General features: G+C 44.2%; 13 protein-coding genes. 10 read left to right on the top strand and 3 right to left on the bottom strand.

All coding sequences use genetic code 11. The features are described from left to right. The first annotated feature begins 37 nt into the window (after positions 1-37). Complete coding sequence (locus OO774_RS21320) at positions 38-1,417, top strand: GntP family permease (RefSeq protein WP_264906558.1); 1,380 nt, start codon at positions 38-40, stop codon at positions 1,415-1,417. A gap of 138 nt (positions 1,418-1,555) precedes the next feature. Here OO774_RS21320 and OO774_RS21315 read toward each other — a convergent pair whose 3' ends face one another. After that, positions 1,556-2,011, bottom strand: a complete 456-nt coding sequence (locus tag OO774_RS21315; RefSeq protein ID WP_264906556.1) for a methylglyoxal synthase — start codon at positions 2,009-2,011, stop codon at positions 1,556-1,558. Positions 2,012-2,188: 177 nt separating this feature from the next. Further along, entirely contained in the window at positions 2,189-3,013 is an 825-nt protein-coding gene (gene iolB / locus OO774_RS21310) for a 5-deoxy-glucuronate isomerase (RefSeq protein WP_264906554.1), read from the bottom strand. A gap of 815 nt (positions 3,014-3,828) precedes the next feature. Here iolB and OO774_RS21305 point away from each other — a divergent pair. The 3 genes from OO774_RS21305 (at position 3,829) to OO774_RS21295 (ending at position 7,539) form a co-directional block, all read left to right on the top strand. Next, a complete protein-coding gene (locus OO774_RS21305; protein WP_264906552.1) occupies positions 3,829-4,851 on the top strand; it encodes a Gfo/Idh/MocA family oxidoreductase in 1,023 nt (340 codons plus the stop codon). Positions 4,852-5,008: 157 nt separating this feature from the next. Then, positions 5,009-6,484: a sugar porter family MFS transporter gene (locus OO774_RS21300; protein WP_264906550.1), complete on the top strand. Its 1,476-nt coding sequence runs from the start codon at positions 5,009-5,011 to the stop codon at positions 6,482-6,484. 149 nt (positions 6,485-6,633) lie between these two features. Beyond that, positions 6,634-7,539, top strand: coding sequence for a sugar phosphate isomerase/epimerase (locus OO774_RS21295; RefSeq protein WP_264906548.1), 906 nt, complete (start codon positions 6,634-6,636; stop codon positions 7,537-7,539). 65 nt (positions 7,540-7,604) lie between these two features. On the opposite strand, the gene OO774_RS21290 is transcribed toward OO774_RS21295, so the two are convergent. Further along, entirely contained in the window at positions 7,605-8,621 is a 1,017-nt protein-coding gene (locus OO774_RS21290) for a LacI family DNA-binding transcriptional regulator (RefSeq protein ID WP_264906546.1), read from the bottom strand. Between the two features lie 246 nt (positions 8,622-8,867). Between OO774_RS21290 and OO774_RS21285 the strand changes: the two genes are divergently transcribed. The 6 genes from OO774_RS21285 to OO774_RS21260 all read left to right on the top strand — a co-directional run bounded on the left by OO774_RS21285 (position 8,868) and on the right by OO774_RS21260 (position 20,901). After that, positions 8,868-9,806 carry a sugar phosphate isomerase/epimerase gene (locus OO774_RS21285; RefSeq protein ID WP_264906544.1) on the top strand — a complete coding sequence of 313 codons (939 nt, stop codon included), beginning with the start codon at positions 8,868-8,870 and terminating at the stop codon, positions 9,804-9,806. A 337-nt stretch (positions 9,807-10,143) separates the two neighbouring features. Further along, the gene (gene iolC / locus OO774_RS21280) at positions 10,144-12,051 is read left to right on the top strand and encodes a 5-dehydro-2-deoxygluconokinase (protein ID WP_264906542.1); all 1,908 of its coding nucleotides are present in this window, start codon (positions 10,144-10,146) and stop codon (positions 12,049-12,051) included. Between the two features lie 468 nt (positions 12,052-12,519). Further along, on the top strand, positions 12,520-15,216 hold the full coding sequence (adhE, locus tag OO774_RS21275) for a bifunctional acetaldehyde-CoA/alcohol dehydrogenase (protein ID WP_264906540.1): 2,697 nt from the start codon (positions 12,520-12,522) through the stop codon (positions 15,214-15,216). 567 nt (positions 15,217-15,783) lie between these two features. Further along, the gene (gene iolD / locus OO774_RS21270; RefSeq protein WP_264906538.1) at positions 15,784-17,715 is read left to right on the top strand and encodes a 3D-(3,5/4)-trihydroxycyclohexane-1,2-dione acylhydrolase (decyclizing); all 1,932 of its coding nucleotides are present in this window, start codon (positions 15,784-15,786) and stop codon (positions 17,713-17,715) included. A 426-nt stretch (positions 17,716-18,141) separates the two neighbouring features. Further along, positions 18,142-20,049 carry a 5-dehydro-2-deoxygluconokinase gene (gene iolC, locus OO774_RS21265; RefSeq protein ID WP_264906536.1) on the top strand — a complete coding sequence of 636 codons (1,908 nt, stop codon included), beginning with the start codon at positions 18,142-18,144 and terminating at the stop codon, positions 20,047-20,049. 111 nt (positions 20,050-20,160) lie between these two features. Next, the gene (locus tag OO774_RS21260) at positions 20,161-20,901 is read left to right on the top strand and encodes a sulfite exporter TauE/SafE family protein (protein WP_264906535.1); all 741 of its coding nucleotides are present in this window, start codon (positions 20,161-20,163) and stop codon (positions 20,899-20,901) included. Positions 20,902-21,152 lie beyond the last annotated feature (251 nt).

The following is a 21,152-nucleotide window of genomic DNA, read 5'->3' as shown; positions in this document are numbered from 1 at the left end:
TTTGGAAATAACATTTTATTACATATTGGAGATTACCGTGGACGTTGGAATATTGGGCATATTGCTGTCGTTAGTTTTGTTGATGTACCTCGCGTACCGAGGCATGTCAGTCATTTGGTTAGCACCTATTTTGGCATTAGTTGCTGCTCTGTTTTCTGCCGGAACGTACATGATGGCCAGTTATACAGAAGTCTTCATGTTAAGCGCCGCAAACTATGTAAAACTCTATTTTCCAGCCTTTTTGCTTGGTGCGATTTTTGGCAAAGTGATGGATGACTCTGGCGCTGCAAAGTCAATCGCTAAAGTCATTGTGAATAAGGTTGGGAGCAATAATGCGATCTTAGCCGTGGTGCTCGCCGTATCGGTGTTGACCTACGGCGGTGTATCGATGTTTGTGGTGGTATTTGCAGTTTACCCTATTGCCGCGCAAATATTTAAAGACAGCAATGTGCCTAAGCGCCTGATTCCTGGAACGATTGCGCTAGGTTCCTTCACATTTACCATGACCGCTTTACCAGGGTCACCACAAATCCAAAATACCATCGCGATGCCTTTTTTCGGTACCACGGCATACGCTGCACCAAGTCTTGGGTTAGTTGGCGCCGCTGCTATGTTTGGCTTGGGCATGTTATGGCTGAAACGCCGAGAAGCTATCGCCCGAACAAATGGAGAAGGTTATGGCATTCACGATGAGTCGGAAAGTAATGAAAGCGAAGAGAATAACGACATTCCTTCTGCGACCATTGCCTTTATCCCGATTGTTATCGTGCTGGTTTTAAACTTTCTGATAGTGACTTTCTATTTCCCAAGTGTCGATACCAGCTACCTTGCCAACTACGATACTACGCTGCAAAAAGTCAATGGCATGTGGAGTCTTATCATCGCGCTAACCACTGCCATTATTGTCGCACTCTTATTGTTTAAGAAATACATGAAGGACATACGCTTTTCTCTTAACGAAGGCGGTGAAAGTTCTATCATGCCGATCATGAATACCGCCGCCGCCGTTGGGTTTGGTAACGTGATCAAATCGCTCTCCTCCTTTGAATTAGTCAAAGAAGGGATACTTTCGATACCAGGAACCCCGCTTTTATCCTTTGCGATGTCGACCAGTTTACTTGCAGGTATCACAGGTTCAGCCTCCGGAGGCCTGAGTATAGCGTTGGATGCACTTGGCCAGGTTTATATTCAAAAAGCTCTGGAGTTAGGGATTAGTCTGGAGTCTTTACACCGTATTGCAGCGATAGCTTGCGGCGGATTAGATTCACTCCCTCATAATGGCGCGGTGATTACACTGCTCGGGATTTGTGGCATGACTCACCGTGATTCATACAAAGATATTTTTGTCTGTACTCTGGCGATTCCTATGGTTGCGACTGGTGTCGTGTTGATTTTCGCTTCAATGGGCGTGGTGTAAATCTACTCTCACTATCAGTATCGATAGAATTCTTGAGCCCTTCATTTACCTAAAAGCAGAGTATTCTTACTCTGCTTTTTTGTTTCCATTCCATTCATTTCCCATAACCGATTTTTTATTCAGGATCTAAGAAAAAGTCTAGGTCCGGTTACTCAAATATTTTTCATAATCAGGAATTTCGATTTCCACTTCTCCCGACATACACTCAGATGCAAACAAAAAGTCCGCCGTCGATTGATTTGTGGCAACAGGAATATTCCACACACTGGCAATACGAAGTAACGCCTTAACATCAGGGTCATGTGGCACCGAGTTTAGTGGGTCCCAAAAGAAGATCAGCATATCCAGACTCCCTTGAGATATGAGGCTTCCAATTTGCTGATCGCCGCCCATTGGACCGCTAATCATGCTAATAATGGTTAAATCGGTATTCTTCTGGATCACATGCCCCGTAGTACCAGTGGCATAAAGTGTGTGAGATTTCAGTTGCTCTTGTTTTGCACCAACCCACTTCAGGAGTTGAGCCTTACAATTATCATGCGCAACCAACGCGATATGTTTACTCGCAGGTATGATTCGAGTTGTCGTATCCATAACGTCTTCTTCTAAAAGTAAAAGGGAGTGCTAAGCAGGTGTTCACTCAGCCATCATTGGTGGGTATTTTTATTATTGATAAGAGCAAAGAAGCCATGAATATCATGGCTTCTGGGGCGAACTTATTCGTCGTGATTCAGTTGGAGCCGAGACAAAATCGCCCAGCTCTATCTCAGATTAATCATGTTTTGCCGCATACTCTGGGCCATTAACCCAGTTATGGTCTTCTTCCCAAGTAAATAACCACTTACGTGAAGGGCCGGCCATAACATTGAGATAGTAGCTGTCGTATCCCGCAATAGTCGCAACAGGGTGGTACCCTTTCGGTGCCTTCACAACATCTTTGTTATAAGCAGCCATACACTCGTCTAATGAGCGGTCATCAGTATAAACACGTTGCAGAACGAAGCCTTGCTCTGGGTTTAGTCGGTGATAATACGTCTCTTCAAGATAAGTCTCATTTGGTTCGTTTGCCGTGTCGTGTTTGTGGCTCGGGAATGAACTTGTACAACCTTCGTCAGTGTAAACTTCCACAACCAGTAATGTGTCTGCTTCGGCATAGTCAGGTAGAATGTTGTGAACATAGCGCTTGTTGTTACCAACGCCTCTCGCTTCAGCATCGATATTTTCTGGTGCAATCAAACGAGTAGGATAAGTGCCTTTACTTGGAGAGGTACACACTGCCAGCTCAATATCTGTCAATGCCTTCACTTCACAGTTATCACTTGGTGTCACATAAACTGCATAAGGTTTTTTGCGCTCGAATGGACACATGCGATCACCAATATTCTCGTATGTTGCCGAGTCCGTCACCACAGTTGCCTTACCAGCAACCAATACCAGGCAAGTCTCTACTTCTGAAGCTGGCAGAGAAAGGTTTTCGCCTGCTTTTAACTCATAAGCTTTAAATCCAACATATCCCCAATCAGCATTTTCTGGGGTAATGTTTTGAGTACAACCGTCAGATGGAGACGCTTGATATTTCGATAGTAGATTAGACATTCAACTGTTCCTTATGCGTATTAATGTGCACTTCCCAAATGGGCTTTACATTTCAATTTAACCCATAATATGAAATGAAGATTTCAAAAACAATGATAAAGATCGGCTAATACCCTTATGTAGAGTCTTGTTTAAGATTTTTCCCTTCACAACTGAACATAGATCACAAAATGATGCCCAGCCTCTATTAATACATTTTATGAAATGAAATTTTCATATCGAAAGATAACTTGAAGGCAACCAGGTGACTGATAACACATAGCTTCTGGTCGTCGTCTGATCCGTCGTACTGGCATAATTTAAACCAACCATTGCTAAATATAGGTAAACAACGTCCCATATGCGCTGTATTTAGAATCAATAAACATATTCTCACTGCTATTAATTCACTGTGAAAAACCCGTCATGTCCAAAAACAGGCCTTGTTGCGCAACTGAGTGACTATTTGTGAGGCCACACAATCAGAATTTTCTTACTCTCCTTTCAGCTTAAGATCACATTTTGAACAAGCGGTTTATTGAAGAGAATACCTTTCCCCCATTACTCTGTTTAAGTGCGGCAGGCACCGTTATATCTAGCGATACGCTCTACTTTCAAGCCAGAGATTTAATGAAATAGAACATTCACTTTAAATATAAAACAAAATAAATATTCCATTTTAAGTTCTACTTCACATTTGCTTACCAACGCGAATGCTATATTAGCCTCCAGATTATCGGTAAATGAGTAAGTTACTTACTAATTCAATAATCAAAGTCTGAATGGTGAAACAAAAAATCACTATCCGCACAAAAACATAATTAAGGATGAATATCATGTCTTTAAACATTACTGATCTAAAAGTAGGTGTAATTGGTGTTGGTGCTATCGGTAAAGAGCACATCAAACGTGTGAACTATCTCACTGGTGCTCATGTGACCGCGGTATTTGACGTGAATAATGACCAAGTACGCTCTTGGCTGACTCAAGAAAATATTGAAGCGGAAGTTTTTGATAATGGTGTTGACCTAATCAATTCCGATATGGTCGATGCAATTGTTGTCGCATCTTGGGGTCCTACGCACGAAGAGTTCGTACTAGCAGCAATCGAAGCTGGTAAATACGTCATGTGTGAAAAGCCATTAGCAGTAACGGAAGAAGGCTGTCGCCGTATCATTGATGCTGAAATAGCTTGCGGTAAGCGCCTTGTTCAGGTTGGCTTCATGCGCCGTTACGACAAATCATACCGCCAGCTTAAATCCGTACTTGATCAAAAGATCATTGGTGAGCCATTAACGCTAAATGCCTGGCACCATGCGCCAGAAGCACCAGGGTTTAGTGGTGACATGGCGATTACTGACTCATTCGTTCATGAAGCAGACGTTCTGCGCTGGCTATTGGATGAAGACTACGCGACAGCACAAGTTATTCTTCCTCGTAAAACTCAAATCTCTTCTGAGCCAGAGTTACAAGATCCACACATCATGATTCTAAGTACTAAATCTGGTGTTCATATCTCGGTCCAGAGCTTCGTATTCTGTCAGTATGGCTACGATATTCAATGTCAGATTACCGGTGAGAAAGGTGTTGCTGCCCTTCCTGATCCTGCGACAACTGTGGTTCGTACCAACGCGACACTACAACAAGAAATTTTTGTAGATTGGAAAGACCGCTTCTTTGACGCCTTTGACGTTGAATTCCAAGAATGGATTGATGGCGCTCGTGCAGGTCAATTAACAGGCCCAACGTCATGGGACGGCTACTGCGTATCAGTAACGATCGATGCTTGTGTGAAAGCAAAATACTCTGGTGGCATCGAGAAAATCGAACTTCCAGAAAAACCTGAATTCTACAACTAATTAATGATCTATAAATCATTAGGTTACAAATTCAAAATCTAAACAATTTATATCGAGTAATACCTACAGTGTATACGGGTGCAGGGATTTGCACCCGGTTGCAACAAAGCGGTTCTGTTGCCCTACACAGAAATATAAAATTCATTTAGGAGGATTCATGTCCACTAATAATCAAACTGTAGATACAAGTTATAATTTACGTTATATCCTCGTCATCTGTGCTGTTGCAGCACTGGGTGGCCTGCTACTAGGTTATGACACCGCAGTAATCTCCGGAGCAATTACCCCTATTGCGACCTACTTTGAACTAAGTTCTATCGGCGTCGGTTGGGCTGTATCAAACGTTGCCATTGGTTGTATTATTGGCGCGTTCATATCTGGGAAAGTCGCAGATAAATACGGTCGTAAAAAAGCCCTCATTTTATCCGCCATTTTATTTACCATTTCAGCAATTGGCGCTGCCTTAGTTAACACGTTCTTCTGGTTTATCGTTTATCGCATGATTGGCGGATTGGCCGTCGGTATTGCCTCTTCGGTATCACCGATGTACATGTCAGAAGTCTCACCGAAGAAAATCCGTGGTCGTGCGTTAAGTTCGCAAAACTTTGCCATCGTATTCGGTCAAGTGGTTATCTTTGTTGTTAACTTCTTAATCGCTCAAGGTATGACTCACGAATGGCTGGTTGATGTTGGCTGGCGTGTCATGATTGGTTCTGAAGCTATCCCATGTGCGTTGTTTGTTCTTGCATCATTCTTCATCCCTGAGTCGCCTCGTTGGTTAGTGCTGGTAGGACGTGAAAAAGAAGCGTTAGAAGTTACTGGTAAAATCTTCAACCCTGCTTATGCTCCTACGGTTATTAACGCGATTCATAACTCTATCCACGAAGAAGCAGAAAACAAAGCGCAAGTTGAAAAGCTTCAAGTTCACAAACAACGTCGCTTTTGGGTTTTCGTTTTCATCGCAACCATGATTGTAATCTTCCAACAGGCAAGTGGTGTAAACGTAATGATGTACTTCGCACCAGTTGTACTTGAAAAAGTAACAGGTAACAGCCAGGTCGCGCTCTTCTTGACTATTTGGGTCGGTGTGATTCAGCTAGTGGGTACCTTAATCGGTTCTCTGCTCATGGACAAAGTTGGTCGCAAACCATTGCTAAAAATTGGTTCATTGGGTGCCACGTTCGGCCTTCTGTTGACATCTTACTTCATTTACCAATCTGCAGGTTTACAAGGTGAAGCCGCTATCCAAATGGGTTACTGGACACTGTTTGGCATGATGGTGTTCATGATTTGCTTTGCGTTCTCATGGAGCTTAGGTGCATGGATTGTCGTATCTGAAATCTTCCCTAACCGCTACCGTGGTTTAGGTATGTCATTTGCTATCGGTGGCCTTTGGGTAACTAACTTCCTGATTGGGCTAATCTTCCCGGTAATGAATGACAGCCCGCTTCTCAATGAGATGTTCCGTGGCGCATTCCCTATGTGGGTATTTGCTTTCTTCATGATTGCTTCTTATTTCTTCGTAAATCGCTACCTACCAGAAACCAATGGTGTAGCACTAGAAAGAATGGAAGAGCATGTTATGACTAACTGGAACGGCCAACAGACCAAAAAAGTAGACGTACCTGCTTAATAGGTCCAATTAACCCACTGGCAATTTGTCGCTCATACTTAGGAATGTATCGATGAGAGACAAATTGCCAGATTAACTAATAACTACTTAATAATTACACGTGAAATCAATAATAGGTTGATTGATATACACTTTATTTGGAGGTTTTTATGAAAATCGCATTCGACGTAGATGTACTAGCAAAACAAATGAGTATCCCGGATATGGTGCACAAAGTTGCAGATTGGGGTTACAAGTATATCGAGCAATCGCCTCATCCACGTATCAACCCGTTCTACAAGCACCCACTATTTTCTCGTGAGTGTGAAAGAGAATACAAAACTGCCCTACGTCAGGCTGGCGTTGAACTCTCTTCTTTTATCGTTGTTTATCGTTGGTCAGGCCCAACTGAAGAACAACGTAAACATGCAGTAGCAAACTGGAAAAAAATCGTAGAAATCGCTGTTAACATGGGTGTAGAAGTAATCAACACAGAACTTTCGGGCGATCCAAACCAACAAGAAATCTGTAACGGAATGTGGTTCCGCTCTATGGATGAATTACTACCTCTATTTGAAAGAGAAGGCATTCGTGTCGAAGTGCAATCGCATCCATGGGATTTCTGTGAACTGAATGATGAAACGTGTGACCTGGTTAAGTCCTACCGTTCGGACAATCTAAAGTACGTATACTCTGCGCCTCACGGCTTCTTCTATGATCAAGGCAAAGGTGACGTTCGCTCAATGCTAGAGTATGCAGGTGACGATCTTTCTCATGTATTGTTTGCAGATACCTTCAACCAAACATTGGATTGTCGCTATATCGCTAACCCACCTTGGTTGAACAATCAAGGTCGCAGTGATGTGGCTATCCACCAGCACTTAGCCATGGGTGAAGGCGATGTAGATTTTGATACTATGTTCTCAACGCTAAGAGATATGGAATTTGCGAATAAGAAATTCGCAGTTGGTGGTGACTCAATTGCTTGTGTCTCTTATTTTGGATTCCCAGAAAAGATGGACGTGCAAGCACCAGCGGCAAGAGAGCGTTTAGAAAGAGAATTCTTACTCCGATAATATAATTTTCTAACTATTATCCAGGTACGGGGCAATATTATCTGTCCCGTACCATTAAAATATTATTATTGTCGATTTATAAGATGTGATTGACGTTTAATTAACGTTCCAGGCATAAGTATTTTGTTGTTACTATTAATATCAGAATTAAGTAGTTCAACAGATTTACTAACCAAAGGGATGAGTTCCTGCCTGAATGTTGTGAGTCTATATTTAGGGGATGACGCTAGATCTATATCGTCAAATCCTACAATAGCAATAGTGTTATCAATTTTGTGGTGATGTAATGCATCCAAAGCACCAATGGCTAAGATATCATTTTCACAAAAAATAGCGTCAACTCTTTGATTAACATCGGTTGTTTTTATGTAGTCAGAAAGGCAATTAAATGCGAGGTCTCTGGCATAGTGTTTGATATTAAATCTGTGCTCGAGTGGTATATCATACTCAGAAAGTCGACTGTTAAAACCTTGAAAGCGTAGCAGCCCTGTTGATTTTTGTTCTGGACCAGACATGTAAGCTATTCTTTTATAACCTAATTTAATGAAAAGATTGGCAACTTGCTGACCCGCCGTTATGCCATCGGTACTGACAGAGTGAACGTTTGGCGTATCACAATGACGATACAGAGAAATGAGAGGAATATGCTCAATGTTTTTTTCAACGATTTCTTGAGGTAAATCAGTGCCAAGAAATATGATACCGTCGACTTGCAACTGACCTGCTAACGTAAGGGCATTCTTGTAGTCTTTTTTAGAATGAATATTGAGAACTATCGGAATTAATCCTTTATTTTGCAGTTTTGATGTCAGTTCATCAAAAACAATCAATACATTAGGAGACCCTAACTCTGAAATAAGTATGGCAACCATATTAGTTTTGTTTTTTGCCAGACTTCTTGCAAGTAAATTAGGTTTGTAGCCAAGTTCTTCAGCTGCTTTTAGCACTTTATTTAAACTAGACTCAGAAATTGAAGAACCCTGAGTAAATGCTCGGGAAACAGTCCATTTTGATACACCTGCAAGTTTTGCCACATCACGAGCAGTGATATTTTTTGTGACTTTGTCTTTATTTTCTTTCATTGGCTCAACAATTATATTGACAGTTTATTTTTATAGGATTTAAATTGATTTTAAAATAATCATGACTCTGTGACTATATAAAATCACGAAATAATACAAAGTGTCATTAATCGTATCGTTAATCAATCTTTTTGGTTAACAAATGCGAAACCAACCAACTTTGCACCCGGTTGCAAAAAAGGTGCTAAGAGATTTATCCAGTTTTTGAATCAAAAGTGAACAATTTAGAATATCGAGGTTAATACTATGCAACTAGCAATTTGTACTGATGTATACGCAGATCTTTCATTCACAGACATGTTAGATAAAGTAAAGTCAATGGGTATTGACGCTGTAGAAATGACAGCCGGTGGCTGGGGCGCACGTAAGCATGTGAACACTCAAGAGCTTCTAAGCGATGAAACCAAACTTCAGCAGTTCCAAGCAGAGCTAGAAAAGCGTGGTATGCGTATTTCTGCTTTAAATACATCTTGTAACCCGCTTTGGCCATCAGAAACGGGCGAGCAATACGCGAAGAGCATGTACGAGTGTGCAACATTAGCTGGCAAACTTGGCGTGAAGAAAATTGTGGCTATGGCTGGTCTACCTGCTGGTTCTCCTGAAGACAGAACACCAAACTGGATCACATCAACGGTGTCTTGGCCTGATTTTATGGCGCCAGCTTACGAGTACCAATGGGAAGTCACCATCAAGTTTTGGTCTGAATATGTCGAACACTGTAAGCAGTGCGGCGTAGAACAAATCGCGATCGAAGAGTTTCCTGGCACTATGGTTTGGAGTGCGTCAACGCTGCTTAAATTGCGTAACGCGGTTGACCCAATGATCGGCATCAACCTTGACCCATCTCACATGATCATTCTTGGTGCGGACCCAATTGCAGCAGCTCGCGCATTAAAAGGCTGTATCTACCACGTGCACGGCAAAGATGCTCGTATCGAACGTGGTCTAGCTGACATTGATGGCCTGCTAGAGCCGCGTCCAGTTGAAGACAGTGCAGACCGTACCTGGAACTACGTTGCAGTAGGTTGCGGTCAAGATCTTCAGTGGTGGAAAGAGTTCTTCTCTGTATGTCACATGATGGGCTACAACGGTGATGTGTCACTTGAGATGGAAGACCTGACCATGACAGTGGATGCAGGTGTTGAAACCTCTATCGACGCTTTGAAAGCAACAATCAGCCAGTAATCGCTATTCTATGTTTAGGTGCTAAGCTATCGAAGCCCAAGAAACACGGAGAATGAAATTACATCGAATGGAGTAGCTCACCCGAGTTACTCCATTTTTGCGTTAAGTGAGTTTCGAGCGCTCATTTGGTCCTCTTCCCTAGCTGGCAGAAAGTAGTGAACCAACCTCTACTCCAACCTATCCGTACAGTATGAAATAAAAATTTCATCATATAGTTTGTGAATTCAACACCCATCACACAACAGGCGCTTAATTTCACTTACAATTAGCAATGAAATAAAAATTCCATTAATTTAAAGCAGTTCGTTTGTTAACGCGTTACCGTGAGAGGCTCAAAGTGAAAACTGAAAAGAAATTAGACCTGATTTGTATGGGACGAATCGCTGTTGACCTTTACGGGCAACAAGTCGGCGCTCGCTTAGAAGATATGGGCACATTCGCCAAGTATCTCGGTGGGTCTTCCGGTAACGTTGCTTATGGCACAGCAGTGCAAGGCCTTAAATCTTCAATGCTTGCCCGCGTTGGCGATGAACATATGGGACGTTTCTTACGTGAAGAGCTGGAAAAAGTAGGTTGCGACACCAGCCACCTTATCACCGATAGAGAACGTCTTACTGGCCTGGTGATTTTAGGCATCAAAGATGAAGACACCTTTCCACTGATCTTTTACCGTGAAAACTGCGCTGACATGGCAATCAGCAAAGAGGACTTTACGGAAGAGTATATTGCATCAGCGCGCTGTTTGGCGATCACTGGCACACACCTATCAAACCCACAAACGCGCGACGCCGTTTTGACTGCACTTGAATATGCTCGCCGAAATGGGGTTAAAACCGCGCTTGATATTGATTATCGTCCGGTACTATGGGGCCTAACTTCACTGGGCGATGGTGAAACCCGTTTTATCGCATCAGACAAAGTGACCAAAGAACTGCAAGACGTTTTGGGGTTATTCGATGTAATTGTCGGAACAGAAGAAGAGTTCCACATTTGCGGAGGATCAACAGATACCGTTGAAGCACTCAAAGCAGTACGTAAGGTCTCTGGCGCAGAATTGGTTTGTAAACGCGGTGCTCTTGGCTGCTCTGTTTACACAGATACGATCCCAGAAGCGCTGGATGAAGGCATTACCGTACACGGTGTGCGTGTGGATGTGTTGAACGTGCTTGGCGCTGGTGACGCATTCATGTCTGGTCTTCTTCGTGGCTATCTCAACGGTGAAGGATGGGAAAAAGCGTGCACTTATGCCAACGCTTGTGGCGCACTTGTGGTATCTCGTCATGGCTGTGCTCCCGCAATGCCAACCAAAGTTGAGTTAGACAACTATTTAACTCGCGCTAACGATGTTAAGCGCCCTGATTTAGATCCTCAGCTTAACCACTTGCACCGAGTAACGACGCGTAAGACAGGTGCATGGGACGAATTATGTATCTTAGCGTTCGATCACCGTAGTCAATTGGTCGACATGGCGAAAGAAGTCGGTGCAGATGTTGGAAAAATTCCAACGCTGAAAAAACTCATTCTTGAAGCGAGCCGTCAGGTAAGCAAGGAAGCCGGTTTAAAAGGTCAATCAGGACTCCTTTGTGATAGCACCTTCGGTCAGGATGTGCTTAACGACGTAACGGGCGACAATTGGTGGATCGGTCGTCCAATCGAAATGCCTGGCTCTCGTCCTCTAGAGTTCGAACACGGCAACATTGGCTCTCAATTGATCGACTGGCCTTTAGAGCATGTGGTGAAATGCCTGATGTTCTACAGCCCGGAAGACGATGAAAGCATACGAACTCTGCAAGAGAATAAAATAGCAGAAGCGTACCACGCCTGTCTTAAGTCTGGGCATGAACTACTACTCGAAGTCATCCTGCCTGAGGGGGTAGCAAAAGAAGATCGCTTATACATTGAAGCTGTAAGCCGCTTCTACTCTTTGGGCATTAAGCCAGATTGGTGGAAATTACCAGCGCTTGAAAGCGATTCATGGAACACGATGAACAGCTTAATCATCGAACAAGATCCATATTGTCGTGGTGTTGTGATTCTCGGTCTGGATGCTTCTGTAGAAGAACTTAAAAAAGGCTTTGACCAAACAACTGGCCACGACTTAATTAAAGGTTTTATGGTTGGCCGAACTATATTTGGTGAACCATCTAAAGAATGGTTGTCTGGAAATATTAACAACCAAGCGTTTATTAATAAAATCAAATCAAACTACCACGAAATAATCCAACTTTGGAAAAACAGAGGATAATACTCGTGAAGATGATGTGCCCTAATATTGCACATCATCTTATCCAAACAGCTAGAGAGAAAAAGAATTGAACAAGTAAATGGGAAAACAGGTTTGCAACTCAGACTACTCAGCACGAGGCGCGCCTGAACGTTCACAAGCCTAATGGCCTTCAATTGTTTTAACTTATTGTTATTATGAAATTTAATGAGATAAAACCTATCCTTCAGCACGTTAAAGGATAAGGCGTCATAAGCTTAGTGAAATTGTACAATCGCTTTTTTGTAAACCATGAATATTGTTCACCCCATAACTTCTGTGCAAACAAGGTAAATTCCGTATGGGTAAAATAATTAAACAGATAGAAACTTTCCTTTTTTAATTATTTAATTTTCTGAATTAAACAATGAATTAACGAGGTCTGAATATTTAAGTTCAGGCCTGTCACATGATTTTTAGAAATGAAACCTTAAATTATTGGAGTAATCTATGCCAGTCACTAATATTAAAGAACTAGATGCCCTCGTCACTCGCGTTAAGAAAGCGCAAGAAGAGTTCGCTACTTACTCTCAAGAGCAAGTAGACAAAATCTTCCGTGCTGCTTCTCTTGCAGCTAACCAAGCTCGTATCCCTCTAGCGCAGCAAGCGGTTGAAGAATCTGGTATGGGTATTGTTGAAGATAAAGTAATCAAGAACCACTTCGCTTCTGAGTTTATCTACAACAAATACAAAGACGAACAAACCTGTGGCATCCTGGAAGAGGATGACAACCTAGGTACAATGACTATCGCTGAGCCAGTAGGCATCATCTGCGGTATCGTACCAACTACTAACCCAACTTCGACTGCAATCTTCAAATCTCTTATCTCTCTGAAGACTCGTAACGGTATCATCTTCTCGCCACACCCACGTGCGAAAAACTCTACTAACGACGCAGCTAAACTTGTTCTAGATGCAGCAGTTGCAGCGGGCGCACCAAAAGATATCATCGGTTGGATTGACCAACCTTCAGTTGAGCTTTCAAACGCTCTAATGAAGCACGATGACATCGCACTTATCCTTGCAACTGGTGGTCCAGGCATGGTGAAAGCGGCTTACTCTTCAGGTAAACCAGCTATCGGTGTTGGCGCAGGTAACGTTCCTGTTGTTATCGACGAAACGGCTGACATCAAACGTGCAGTAGCTTCTATCCTGATGTCTAAAACATTCGATAACGGCGTAGTGTGTGCTTCTGAGCAGGCAGCTATCGTGGTTGACGAAGTTTACGACGAAGTGAAAGAGCGTTTCGCAACGCACAAAGCGTACGTACTAAACAAAGCGGAAGCGGAAAAAGTTCGTAAAGTTCTTCTTATCGACGGCGCACTAAACGCGAAAATCGTTGGTCAGCCAGCGGCAGCAATCGCTGAAATGGCTGGCGTTAAAGTGCCTGCGGACACTAAAGTTCTAGTAGGTGAAGGTCTGGGTAAAGTTTCTTACGACGACGCATTCGCTCACGAGAAACTGTCTCCAACGCTAGGTCTGTTCCGTGCTGACAACTTCGAAGACGCCGTTGCTCAAGCGGTAACCATGGTTGAAATCGGCGGTATCGGCCACACTTCTGGTCTGTACACTAACCAAGACGTTAACGCAGACCGCATCCGTTACTTCGGTGACAAGATGAAGACGGCTCGTATCCTAATCAACATCCCGACTACTCACGGTGGTATCGGTGACTTGTACAACTTCAACGTTGCGCCTTCTCTAACGCTAGGTTGTGGTTCATGGGGTGGTAACTCTATCTCTGAGAACGTAGGTCCTAAACACCTAATCAACAAGAAAACTGTTGCGAAGCGAGCTGAAAACATGTTGTGGCATAAACTACCTAAGTCAATCTACTTCCGTCGTGGTAGCCTTCCAATCGCGCTTGGCGACCTAGAAGGTAAGAAACGCGCATTCCTAGTCACTGACCGTTTCCTATTCAACAACGGTTACGCAGATGACGTAGTGAAACTACTGAAAGCACAAGGCATGGAAGTTCAAACGTTCTTCGACGTTGAAGCTGACCCAACGCTATCTGTAGTAGAAAAAGGTGCCGCTCAAATGGCGAGCTACCAACCAGACGTGATTCTAGCGCTAGGCGGTGGTTCACCGATGGATGCAGCGAAAATCATGTGGGTAATGTACGAGCACCCAGAAACGCACTTCGAAGAGCTTGCAATGCGCTTTATGGACATCCGTAAACGTATCTACAAGTTCCCTAAAATGGGTCAAAAAGCTGAGCTTGTTTGTATCACAACAACTTCAGGTACGGGTTCAGAAGTTACACCATTCGCGGTTGTTACTGACGACAAGACCGGTGCTAAATACCCACTAGCGGACTACGAGCTAACTCCTAACATGGCTATCGTTGATGCGAACCTTGTTATGAACATGCCTAAGTCTCTAACCGCATTCGGTGGTTACGATGCCGTAACTCACGCTCTGGAAGCTTACGTATCAGTTCTAGCGAACGAATACTCAGATGGCCAGGCTCTACAAGCACTTAAGATGCTAAAAGAGTACCTACCATCAAGCTACGCGAACGGTGCTAACGACCCAATCGCTCGTGAGAAAGTACACAACGCGGCAACTATCGCTGGTGTGGCATTTGCGAACGCATTCCTAGGTGTTTGTCACTCAATGGCGCACAAACTGGGTGCTGAGTTCCACGTTCCACACGGTTTGGCTAACGCACTGCTTATCTCTAACGTTGTACGTTACAACGCGAACGATAACCCAACTAAGCAAACTGCGTTCTCTCAATACGACCGTCCACAAGCACGTCGTCGTTACGCTGAAGTGGCTGACCACCTAGGCCTAAGCCAAGCTGGTGACCGCACTGCTCAGAAGATTGAACGTCTACTTGCATGGATGGATGAGCTAAAAGCGAACCTAGACATCCCAATGTCTATTCAGGCGGCTGGGATAAATGAAGCAGACTTCCTGAATAAGGTCGAACAGCTAGCGATAGAGGCGTTCGATGACCAATGTACTGGTGCGAACCCTCGCTACCCACTCATTGGTGAGTTAAGAGCAATTCTCAAAGACTCTTTCTACGGACGCGCTTATACCGAGTCAGAGACAGAAAAAGGCGTGACCGATAAAGAGGCTGAAAAGAAACCCGCAAAGCGTAACGTAAAAGCAACCAGCAAAGCTGCGTTGGCATAACCACCAAAACACGCCTCCTCTATGTCTGAGGGGGCGTTAACCTTACGCTACATCCTCTCCATAAAAGCGGTCTCTCTGATACGTCACAGCTCCACCAAACATTCCTATCAATATACATCATCGCTTGCTTTTCAATGTCCACCACGCCTATACGCTACCTATCTCATTAAAAGCCGATCTCTTGATACATAACGCTATTGTCGTCGCATTTAATGTAACTTTTTCACGGCTTCAATCGACTTTTTAATGCCTTAGGAGGCCGATTTTTCACACGAGCTAATCGCAAGCAGTTGTCAAATGTAAATTTTCACCCTCTTTTATCTCATGAAATGAAAATTTCGTAATTTTGCAAAAAGTATCATTCATCACACCATTATTTTGTTTTTAGTGAATCAACACGCCACAATCTAATCAGGATCACAAAAGCTAACAACATTTCAGAAAAACATTGCAATGAAATAAATGTTCCATAATATCTAAATCATTAGATTTAATATGCTAGCAAGGCATCAGGTCACAAGTTTCGTCTCACCTGCTGTCGACTAAATTATCTGGAGTAAAGTGGTTATGAACACGATTAAAATGACAACCGCACAAGCGCTGGTTAAGTTTATGAATCAACAGTATGTTGAGTTCGATGGAATAGAACATAAGTTTATTCATGGCATCTTTACCATCTTTGGTCATGGCAATGTTGTCGGTCTGGGACAAGCATTAGAAGAAGACGCCGGCTCACTTGAGGTATACCAGGGCTGTAACGAACAAGGTATGGCTCATATTGCGATGGGTTACGCGAAACAAAACAAGCGCAAAAAGATCTATGCCGTCACCTCTTCTGTGGGCCCTGGCGCAGCAAACATGGTAACGGCAGCAGCGACAGCAACAGCGAACCGCATCCCAGTGCTTTTCTTACCGGGAGATACTTACGCGACTCGTCAGCCAGATCCTGTTCTACAGCAGGTTGAGCAGTATCACGATGCATCAATCAGCACCAACGACTGCTTCAAACCCGTTTCACGTTACTGGGATCGCATTACTCGCCCAGAGCAATTGATGTCTGCGATGGTTAACGCGATGCGAGTATTGACGGATCCTGCTGACGCAGGCGCAGTCACGATTTGTTTACCACAAGATGTGCAGGGTGAGGCTTACGACTTCCCTGAGTACTTCTTTAAAAAACGCGTACACCGCATTGAACGTCGTCCAGCGACTAACCCAATGATTGATGACGCGGTTGCTCTAATTAAGGGCAAGAAGAAGCCGATGCTTATTTGTGGTGGTGGCGTACGTTATTCAGAAGCACACGATGCATTCCGTCAGTTTGCTGAGCGACACAATATTCCTTTCGGTGAAACACAAGCGGGTAAGAGTGCGATTGTCCACGACCACGAACTCAACTTGGGTGGCGTAGGTACCACAGGTTGTCTTGCTGCTAACCGAATTGCGCGTGACACAGACTTAGTAATTGGTGTGGGTACTCGCTTTACCGATTTCACCACATGCTCTAAATCACTATTCCAGAACCCAGACGTGGATTTCTTAACCATCAACGTCTCTGAGTTTGATGCAAGCAAATTAGATGCAACTTCGGTTGTCGCTGACGCCCATATCGCTCTTGAAGCAATCGGTGAAAAGTTAGCTCAACTTGGCTACGTGAGTGGCTACAGCAACGAAATTAAAGCGGCTAAACAAGCTTGGGACAAAGAACTAACCCGCTTATTCAATGTTCAAATAGGCGAAGGGTTCGTTCCGGAAATCGGTGGTCACTTTGATGATGAGTTGGCGGAGTACCGTGAAGCACTTAATACCGACTTAGCCCAAACTCGCGTACTAGGCTTGCTTGATGAACATCTTGAACCAGATGCCATTATTGTCGGTGCAGCTGGTTCACTCCCTGGCGATCTGCAGCGTGTTTGGCGACCAAAACGTCCGGACACTTACCACATGGAGTATGGCTATTCATGCATGGGTTATGAAGTGGCCGCCTCGATTGGTGCAAAAATTGCGAACCCAGAGCAACCTGTTTACACCATGGTCGGTGACGGTTCCTACATGATGCTTCATTCAGAGCTACAAACATCGATTCAAGAAGGCGTGAAAATCAACGTACTCTTGTTTGATAACGCGGCATTTGGCTGTATCAATAACTTGCAGATGAACCATAAAATGGGCAGCTTTGGCACCGAAAACCGTTTCAAAGACTCGAAAACAGGCAAGATGAGCGGTGGATTAGTGCCTGTTGATTTTGCAAAAAACGCAGAGAGTTACGGTTGTAAAGCCTACCGAGTGCATACAGAAGAAGAGCTAATCGCCGCATTGGCCGATGCTAAGCAGCAAACCGTATCAACCCTGATTGATATAAAAGTGCTACCGAAAACCATGACCAACGATTACGAGTCCTGGTGGCGCTGTGGTACGGCTCAAGTCGCTGCGAAACCAGAGATTGAAGCTAAAGCTCAGGAAAACGTAGAGAAATTGAAAAAAGCGCGTCAGTACTAAACGATCCAGAGCTCGGGGTAAATAAAGTCTCACTCACTTCCTCACCCTGAGCTCAGGATAAATACTAACAATAAGTTTAATCGAGCGGTTTGCCCGTCCAGCGTGACTCCTGAGACGGGCTTTTTTATTTGTTGTAGTTCGAAATATCGCCTTGGCTATAACGAGCCACCAGCGCTTAAACCCTATCTTTCAGCTGCGCGAATCCATTTTTTCAACTTCCAAGAGCATTTGAAATTTATTTTCCGCCCCGATCACAAAACGAATTAAATATCCCACTTTAAATTGAAAACGAAACAAATATTCCGTATAAAGGTTTTATTGAAACGTGAAACGCATATGGGCATTGCCTTAACGCAGACACAAAAACTTTAGCATTGGAACCATCCTATTGATGACGGTAAGAGTTTAAGCTCTGAGGAGAAGAATGTGAGTATTGAGAAAAAGCTAGATGTCATTTGTATGGGCCGCATTGCGGTTGATCTTTACGGTCAACAGATCGGCGCTCGTTTAGAAGACATGGGATCTTTTAATAAGTACCTTGGTGGCTCATCAGGTAATGTGGCTTACGGCACAGCAGTACAAGGATTGAAATCATCAATGCTTGCACGCGTTGGCGACGAGCACATGGGCCGTTTCCTACGTGAAGAACTCGAGCGTGTTGGCTGTGATACTAGTCACTTGATCACTGACAAAGAGCGTTTGACGGGGCTGGTTATTCTGGGCATCAAAGACGAAGATACTTTCCCTCTGATCTTCTGCCGCGAAAACTGTGCTGACATGGCAATCAACAAAGATGACTTTACTGAAGAGTACATCGCGTCTGCTCGCTGTCTGGCAATCACTGGTACTCACCTATCCAATCCAAAAACGCGCGAAGCCGTACTTACCGCATTGAAATACGCTCGTCGCAATGGTGTAAAAACGGCGCTAGACATCGACTACCGCCCAGTACTTTGGGGGCTGACTTCACTGGGTGATGGCGAAACTCGTTACATCGCTTCAGACAAAGTGACTCAAGAACTGCAAGAAGTACTTGGCCTGTTTGATGTTATTGTCGGCACAGAAGAAGAGTTCCATATTTGTGGTGGTACAGATAACACTATCGACGCACTAAAAGCAGTACGTAAAGTTTCTGATGCTGAACTAGTGTGCAAACGCGGCGCACTGGGCTGCTCTGTTTACAGCGGAGAAGTGCCAAATGATCTTGACGACGGTCTGACTATTCATGGCGTTCGCGTTGACGTGCTTAACGTTCTAGGCGCTGGCGACGCATTCATGTCTGGTTTGCTACGTGGCTACCTAAACGACGAAGGCTGGGAAAAAGCATGTGCATACGCTAACGCCTGTGGTGCGTTGGTGGTTTCTCGTCACGGCTGTGCTCCGGCAATGCCAACTAAATTAGAGCTCGATAACTACATCACTCGCGCTGCTGATGTAAAACGTCCTGACCTGGATGTAGAGCTCAACCACCTACACCGCGTTACGACACGTAAAGCTCCTCAGTGGGATGAGTTATGTGTGATGGCATTTGACCACCGAAGCCAACTTGAAGACATGGCTCGTGAAGCGGGTACAGGCACGGCACGTATCAAGACGCTGAAAAAACTTATCTTTAAAGCGAGCCAACAAGTCGCACAAGAAGCAAACTTAGCGGGTAAAGCAGGTTTACTGTGTGATAGCACATTCGGCCAAGATGTACTCAATGAAGTGACAGGACAAGGCTGGTGGATTGGCCGTCCTATCGAGTTGCCGGGTTCACGTCCACTGCGCTTAGAGCACGGTAACATCGGTTCACAATTAATCGACTGGCCTCTTGAGCACGTGGTGAAGTGCCTAGTGTTCTACAGCCCAGAAGACGAGCTAGATATCCGTACAGAGCAAGAAGAACTGGTTCAAGAAGTCTACCAGGCATGTTGTAAATCTGGTCATGAGTTGCTATTGGAAGTCATCCTGCCTGCTGGCGTGAAGAAAGAAGACAGACTCTACATTCAGGCTCTGGAACGTTTCTACGACCTAGGTATCAAGCCAGACTGGTGGAAGCTGCCTGCTCTTGAAGCCGATAGCTGGGACACGGTCAGCTCAGTAGTCACAGAGCGCGATGCATTCTGCCGTGGCGTAGTCATCTTAGGCCTAGATGCACCTCAGGAAGAGCTACAAAGAGGCTTCAATGCAACTGCGGGTAAAGAAATCGTTAAAGGGTTCGCGGTTGGTCGTACACTATTTGGTGAGCCATCACGTCAATGGCTGGCGAATAGCATTAACGATGAAACACTGATCGAAAATATCAAGCAGAACTACCACAACCTGATTGCACTTTGGCGTCAGCGTGGTTAATTCTCGATAAAAACGCTAGATAGGTATGACAGCTTTTTCTGTTGGGCTTAAGTACCTGTTCTTAGCAACCCCAAAGCGCCCAACTGGGCGCTTTTTACATGGAGTGAAGAAATGATCATCACAGACCCATGGTTTTATATCGTATCCATACCCGCAGTCCTCATCTACGGAATCGGTAAAGGGGGACTCGGGGGCGCATTAGGTGTCATTTCAGTACCACTGATGGCTTGGACCATCTCACCAACTCAAGCCGCTGCGATACTGCTGCCGATCTTATGTGTTATGGATTTCTTTGCCGTTAAACATCACCGCCATTTTGCAGATGCCCGGGTGATAAAACGCATGTTGCCAGCATCAGCCCTCGGAGTAGCTCTGGCTGCGTTTTATTTAGGAAGTATGACCGAGTCTAGCGTGAAGCTGATTGTTGGACTGTTGTCGGTACTGTTCTTCTTTATGCACCTGTTTCAGCGCAAACAACCAAAACCCGGAGGAACGTTTTCAGCCTGGTTCTGGAGTACGTTATGTGGCTTTTCCAGTACCGCCATTCATGCTGGAGGTGGCCCTGCCAGTCTTTACCTACTCCCGCTACGGCTCGAAAAAACCACATTAATCGCAACGATGGCCGTCCTGTTTGCCATTATCAATCTGTTTAAACTGGTGCCATTTACTTTACTTGGCACCTTCGACAGCACCAACTTACTGACTTCTTTGGTTCTGATGCCATTGGCACCAATAGGCGTAAAAATGGGTGTGTGGTTGCTGGATAAAGTCCCTCAGCAGACAATCTATCAACTGTGTTACGGCTTCTTACTATTATCCGGAACAAAATTGCTCCTTGAAGGGATCAGCTAAAACTGTTCTTTAACCCCGACAATTCTTAATGAAAAACGAAATGACAAGGGAGCCAGTTAGTTCCCTGTGTTCATGTTGGCGTGAATTAAAGAAAACTAACTCCCCCATCAAGCCCGAAGCAATAACCTGTCGATTGCTGCGGTATGTGATTCGAAATTACGTATTAGAGGTAAATGAGAAACAGATCGAATTTGTCAGAGATGACAGCTATATGAACGATTTCATTTTTAAGCTAAAATGAAACACTTAAA

Origin of the sequence: Vibrio sp. STUT-A11 (genome assembly GCF_026000435.1) — a bacterium.
Taxonomy (GTDB): domain Bacteria; phylum Pseudomonadota; class Gammaproteobacteria; order Enterobacterales; family Vibrionaceae; genus Vibrio.
Note: the sequence above shows the minus strand (reverse complement) of the source record. Positions and strands in the feature narration are given on the sequence as shown.

What these genes read in the sequence shown, in the direction of transcription:
- OO774_RS21315 (WP_264906556.1), bottom strand. Translation starts at nt 2,011, where the DNA reads ATGGATACGACAACTCGAATCATACCTGCGAGTAAACATATCGCGTTG.
- iolB (WP_264906554.1), bottom strand. Translation starts at nt 3,013, where the DNA reads ATGTCTAATCTACTATCGAAATATCAAGCGTCTCCATCTGACGGTTGT.
- OO774_RS21305 (WP_264906552.1), top strand. Translation starts at nt 3,829, where the DNA reads ATGTCTTTAAACATTACTGATCTAAAAGTAGGTGTAATTGGTGTTGGT.
- OO774_RS21300 (WP_264906550.1), top strand. Translation starts at nt 5,009, where the DNA reads ATGTCCACTAATAATCAAACTGTAGATACAAGTTATAATTTACGTTAT.
- OO774_RS21295 (WP_264906548.1), top strand. Translation starts at nt 6,634, where the DNA reads ATGAAAATCGCATTCGACGTAGATGTACTAGCAAAACAAATGAGTATC.
- OO774_RS21290 (WP_264906546.1), bottom strand. Translation starts at nt 8,621, where the DNA reads ATGAAAGAAAATAAAGACAAAGTCACAAAAAATATCACTGCTCGTGAT.
- OO774_RS21285 (WP_264906544.1), top strand. Translation starts at nt 8,868, where the DNA reads ATGCAACTAGCAATTTGTACTGATGTATACGCAGATCTTTCATTCACA.
- adhE (WP_264906540.1), top strand. Translation starts at nt 12,520, where the DNA reads ATGCCAGTCACTAATATTAAAGAACTAGATGCCCTCGTCACTCGCGTT.
- iolD (WP_264906538.1), top strand. Translation starts at nt 15,784, where the DNA reads ATGAACACGATTAAAATGACAACCGCACAAGCGCTGGTTAAGTTTATG.
- OO774_RS21260 (WP_264906535.1), top strand. Translation starts at nt 20,161, where the DNA reads ATGATCATCACAGACCCATGGTTTTATATCGTATCCATACCCGCAGTC.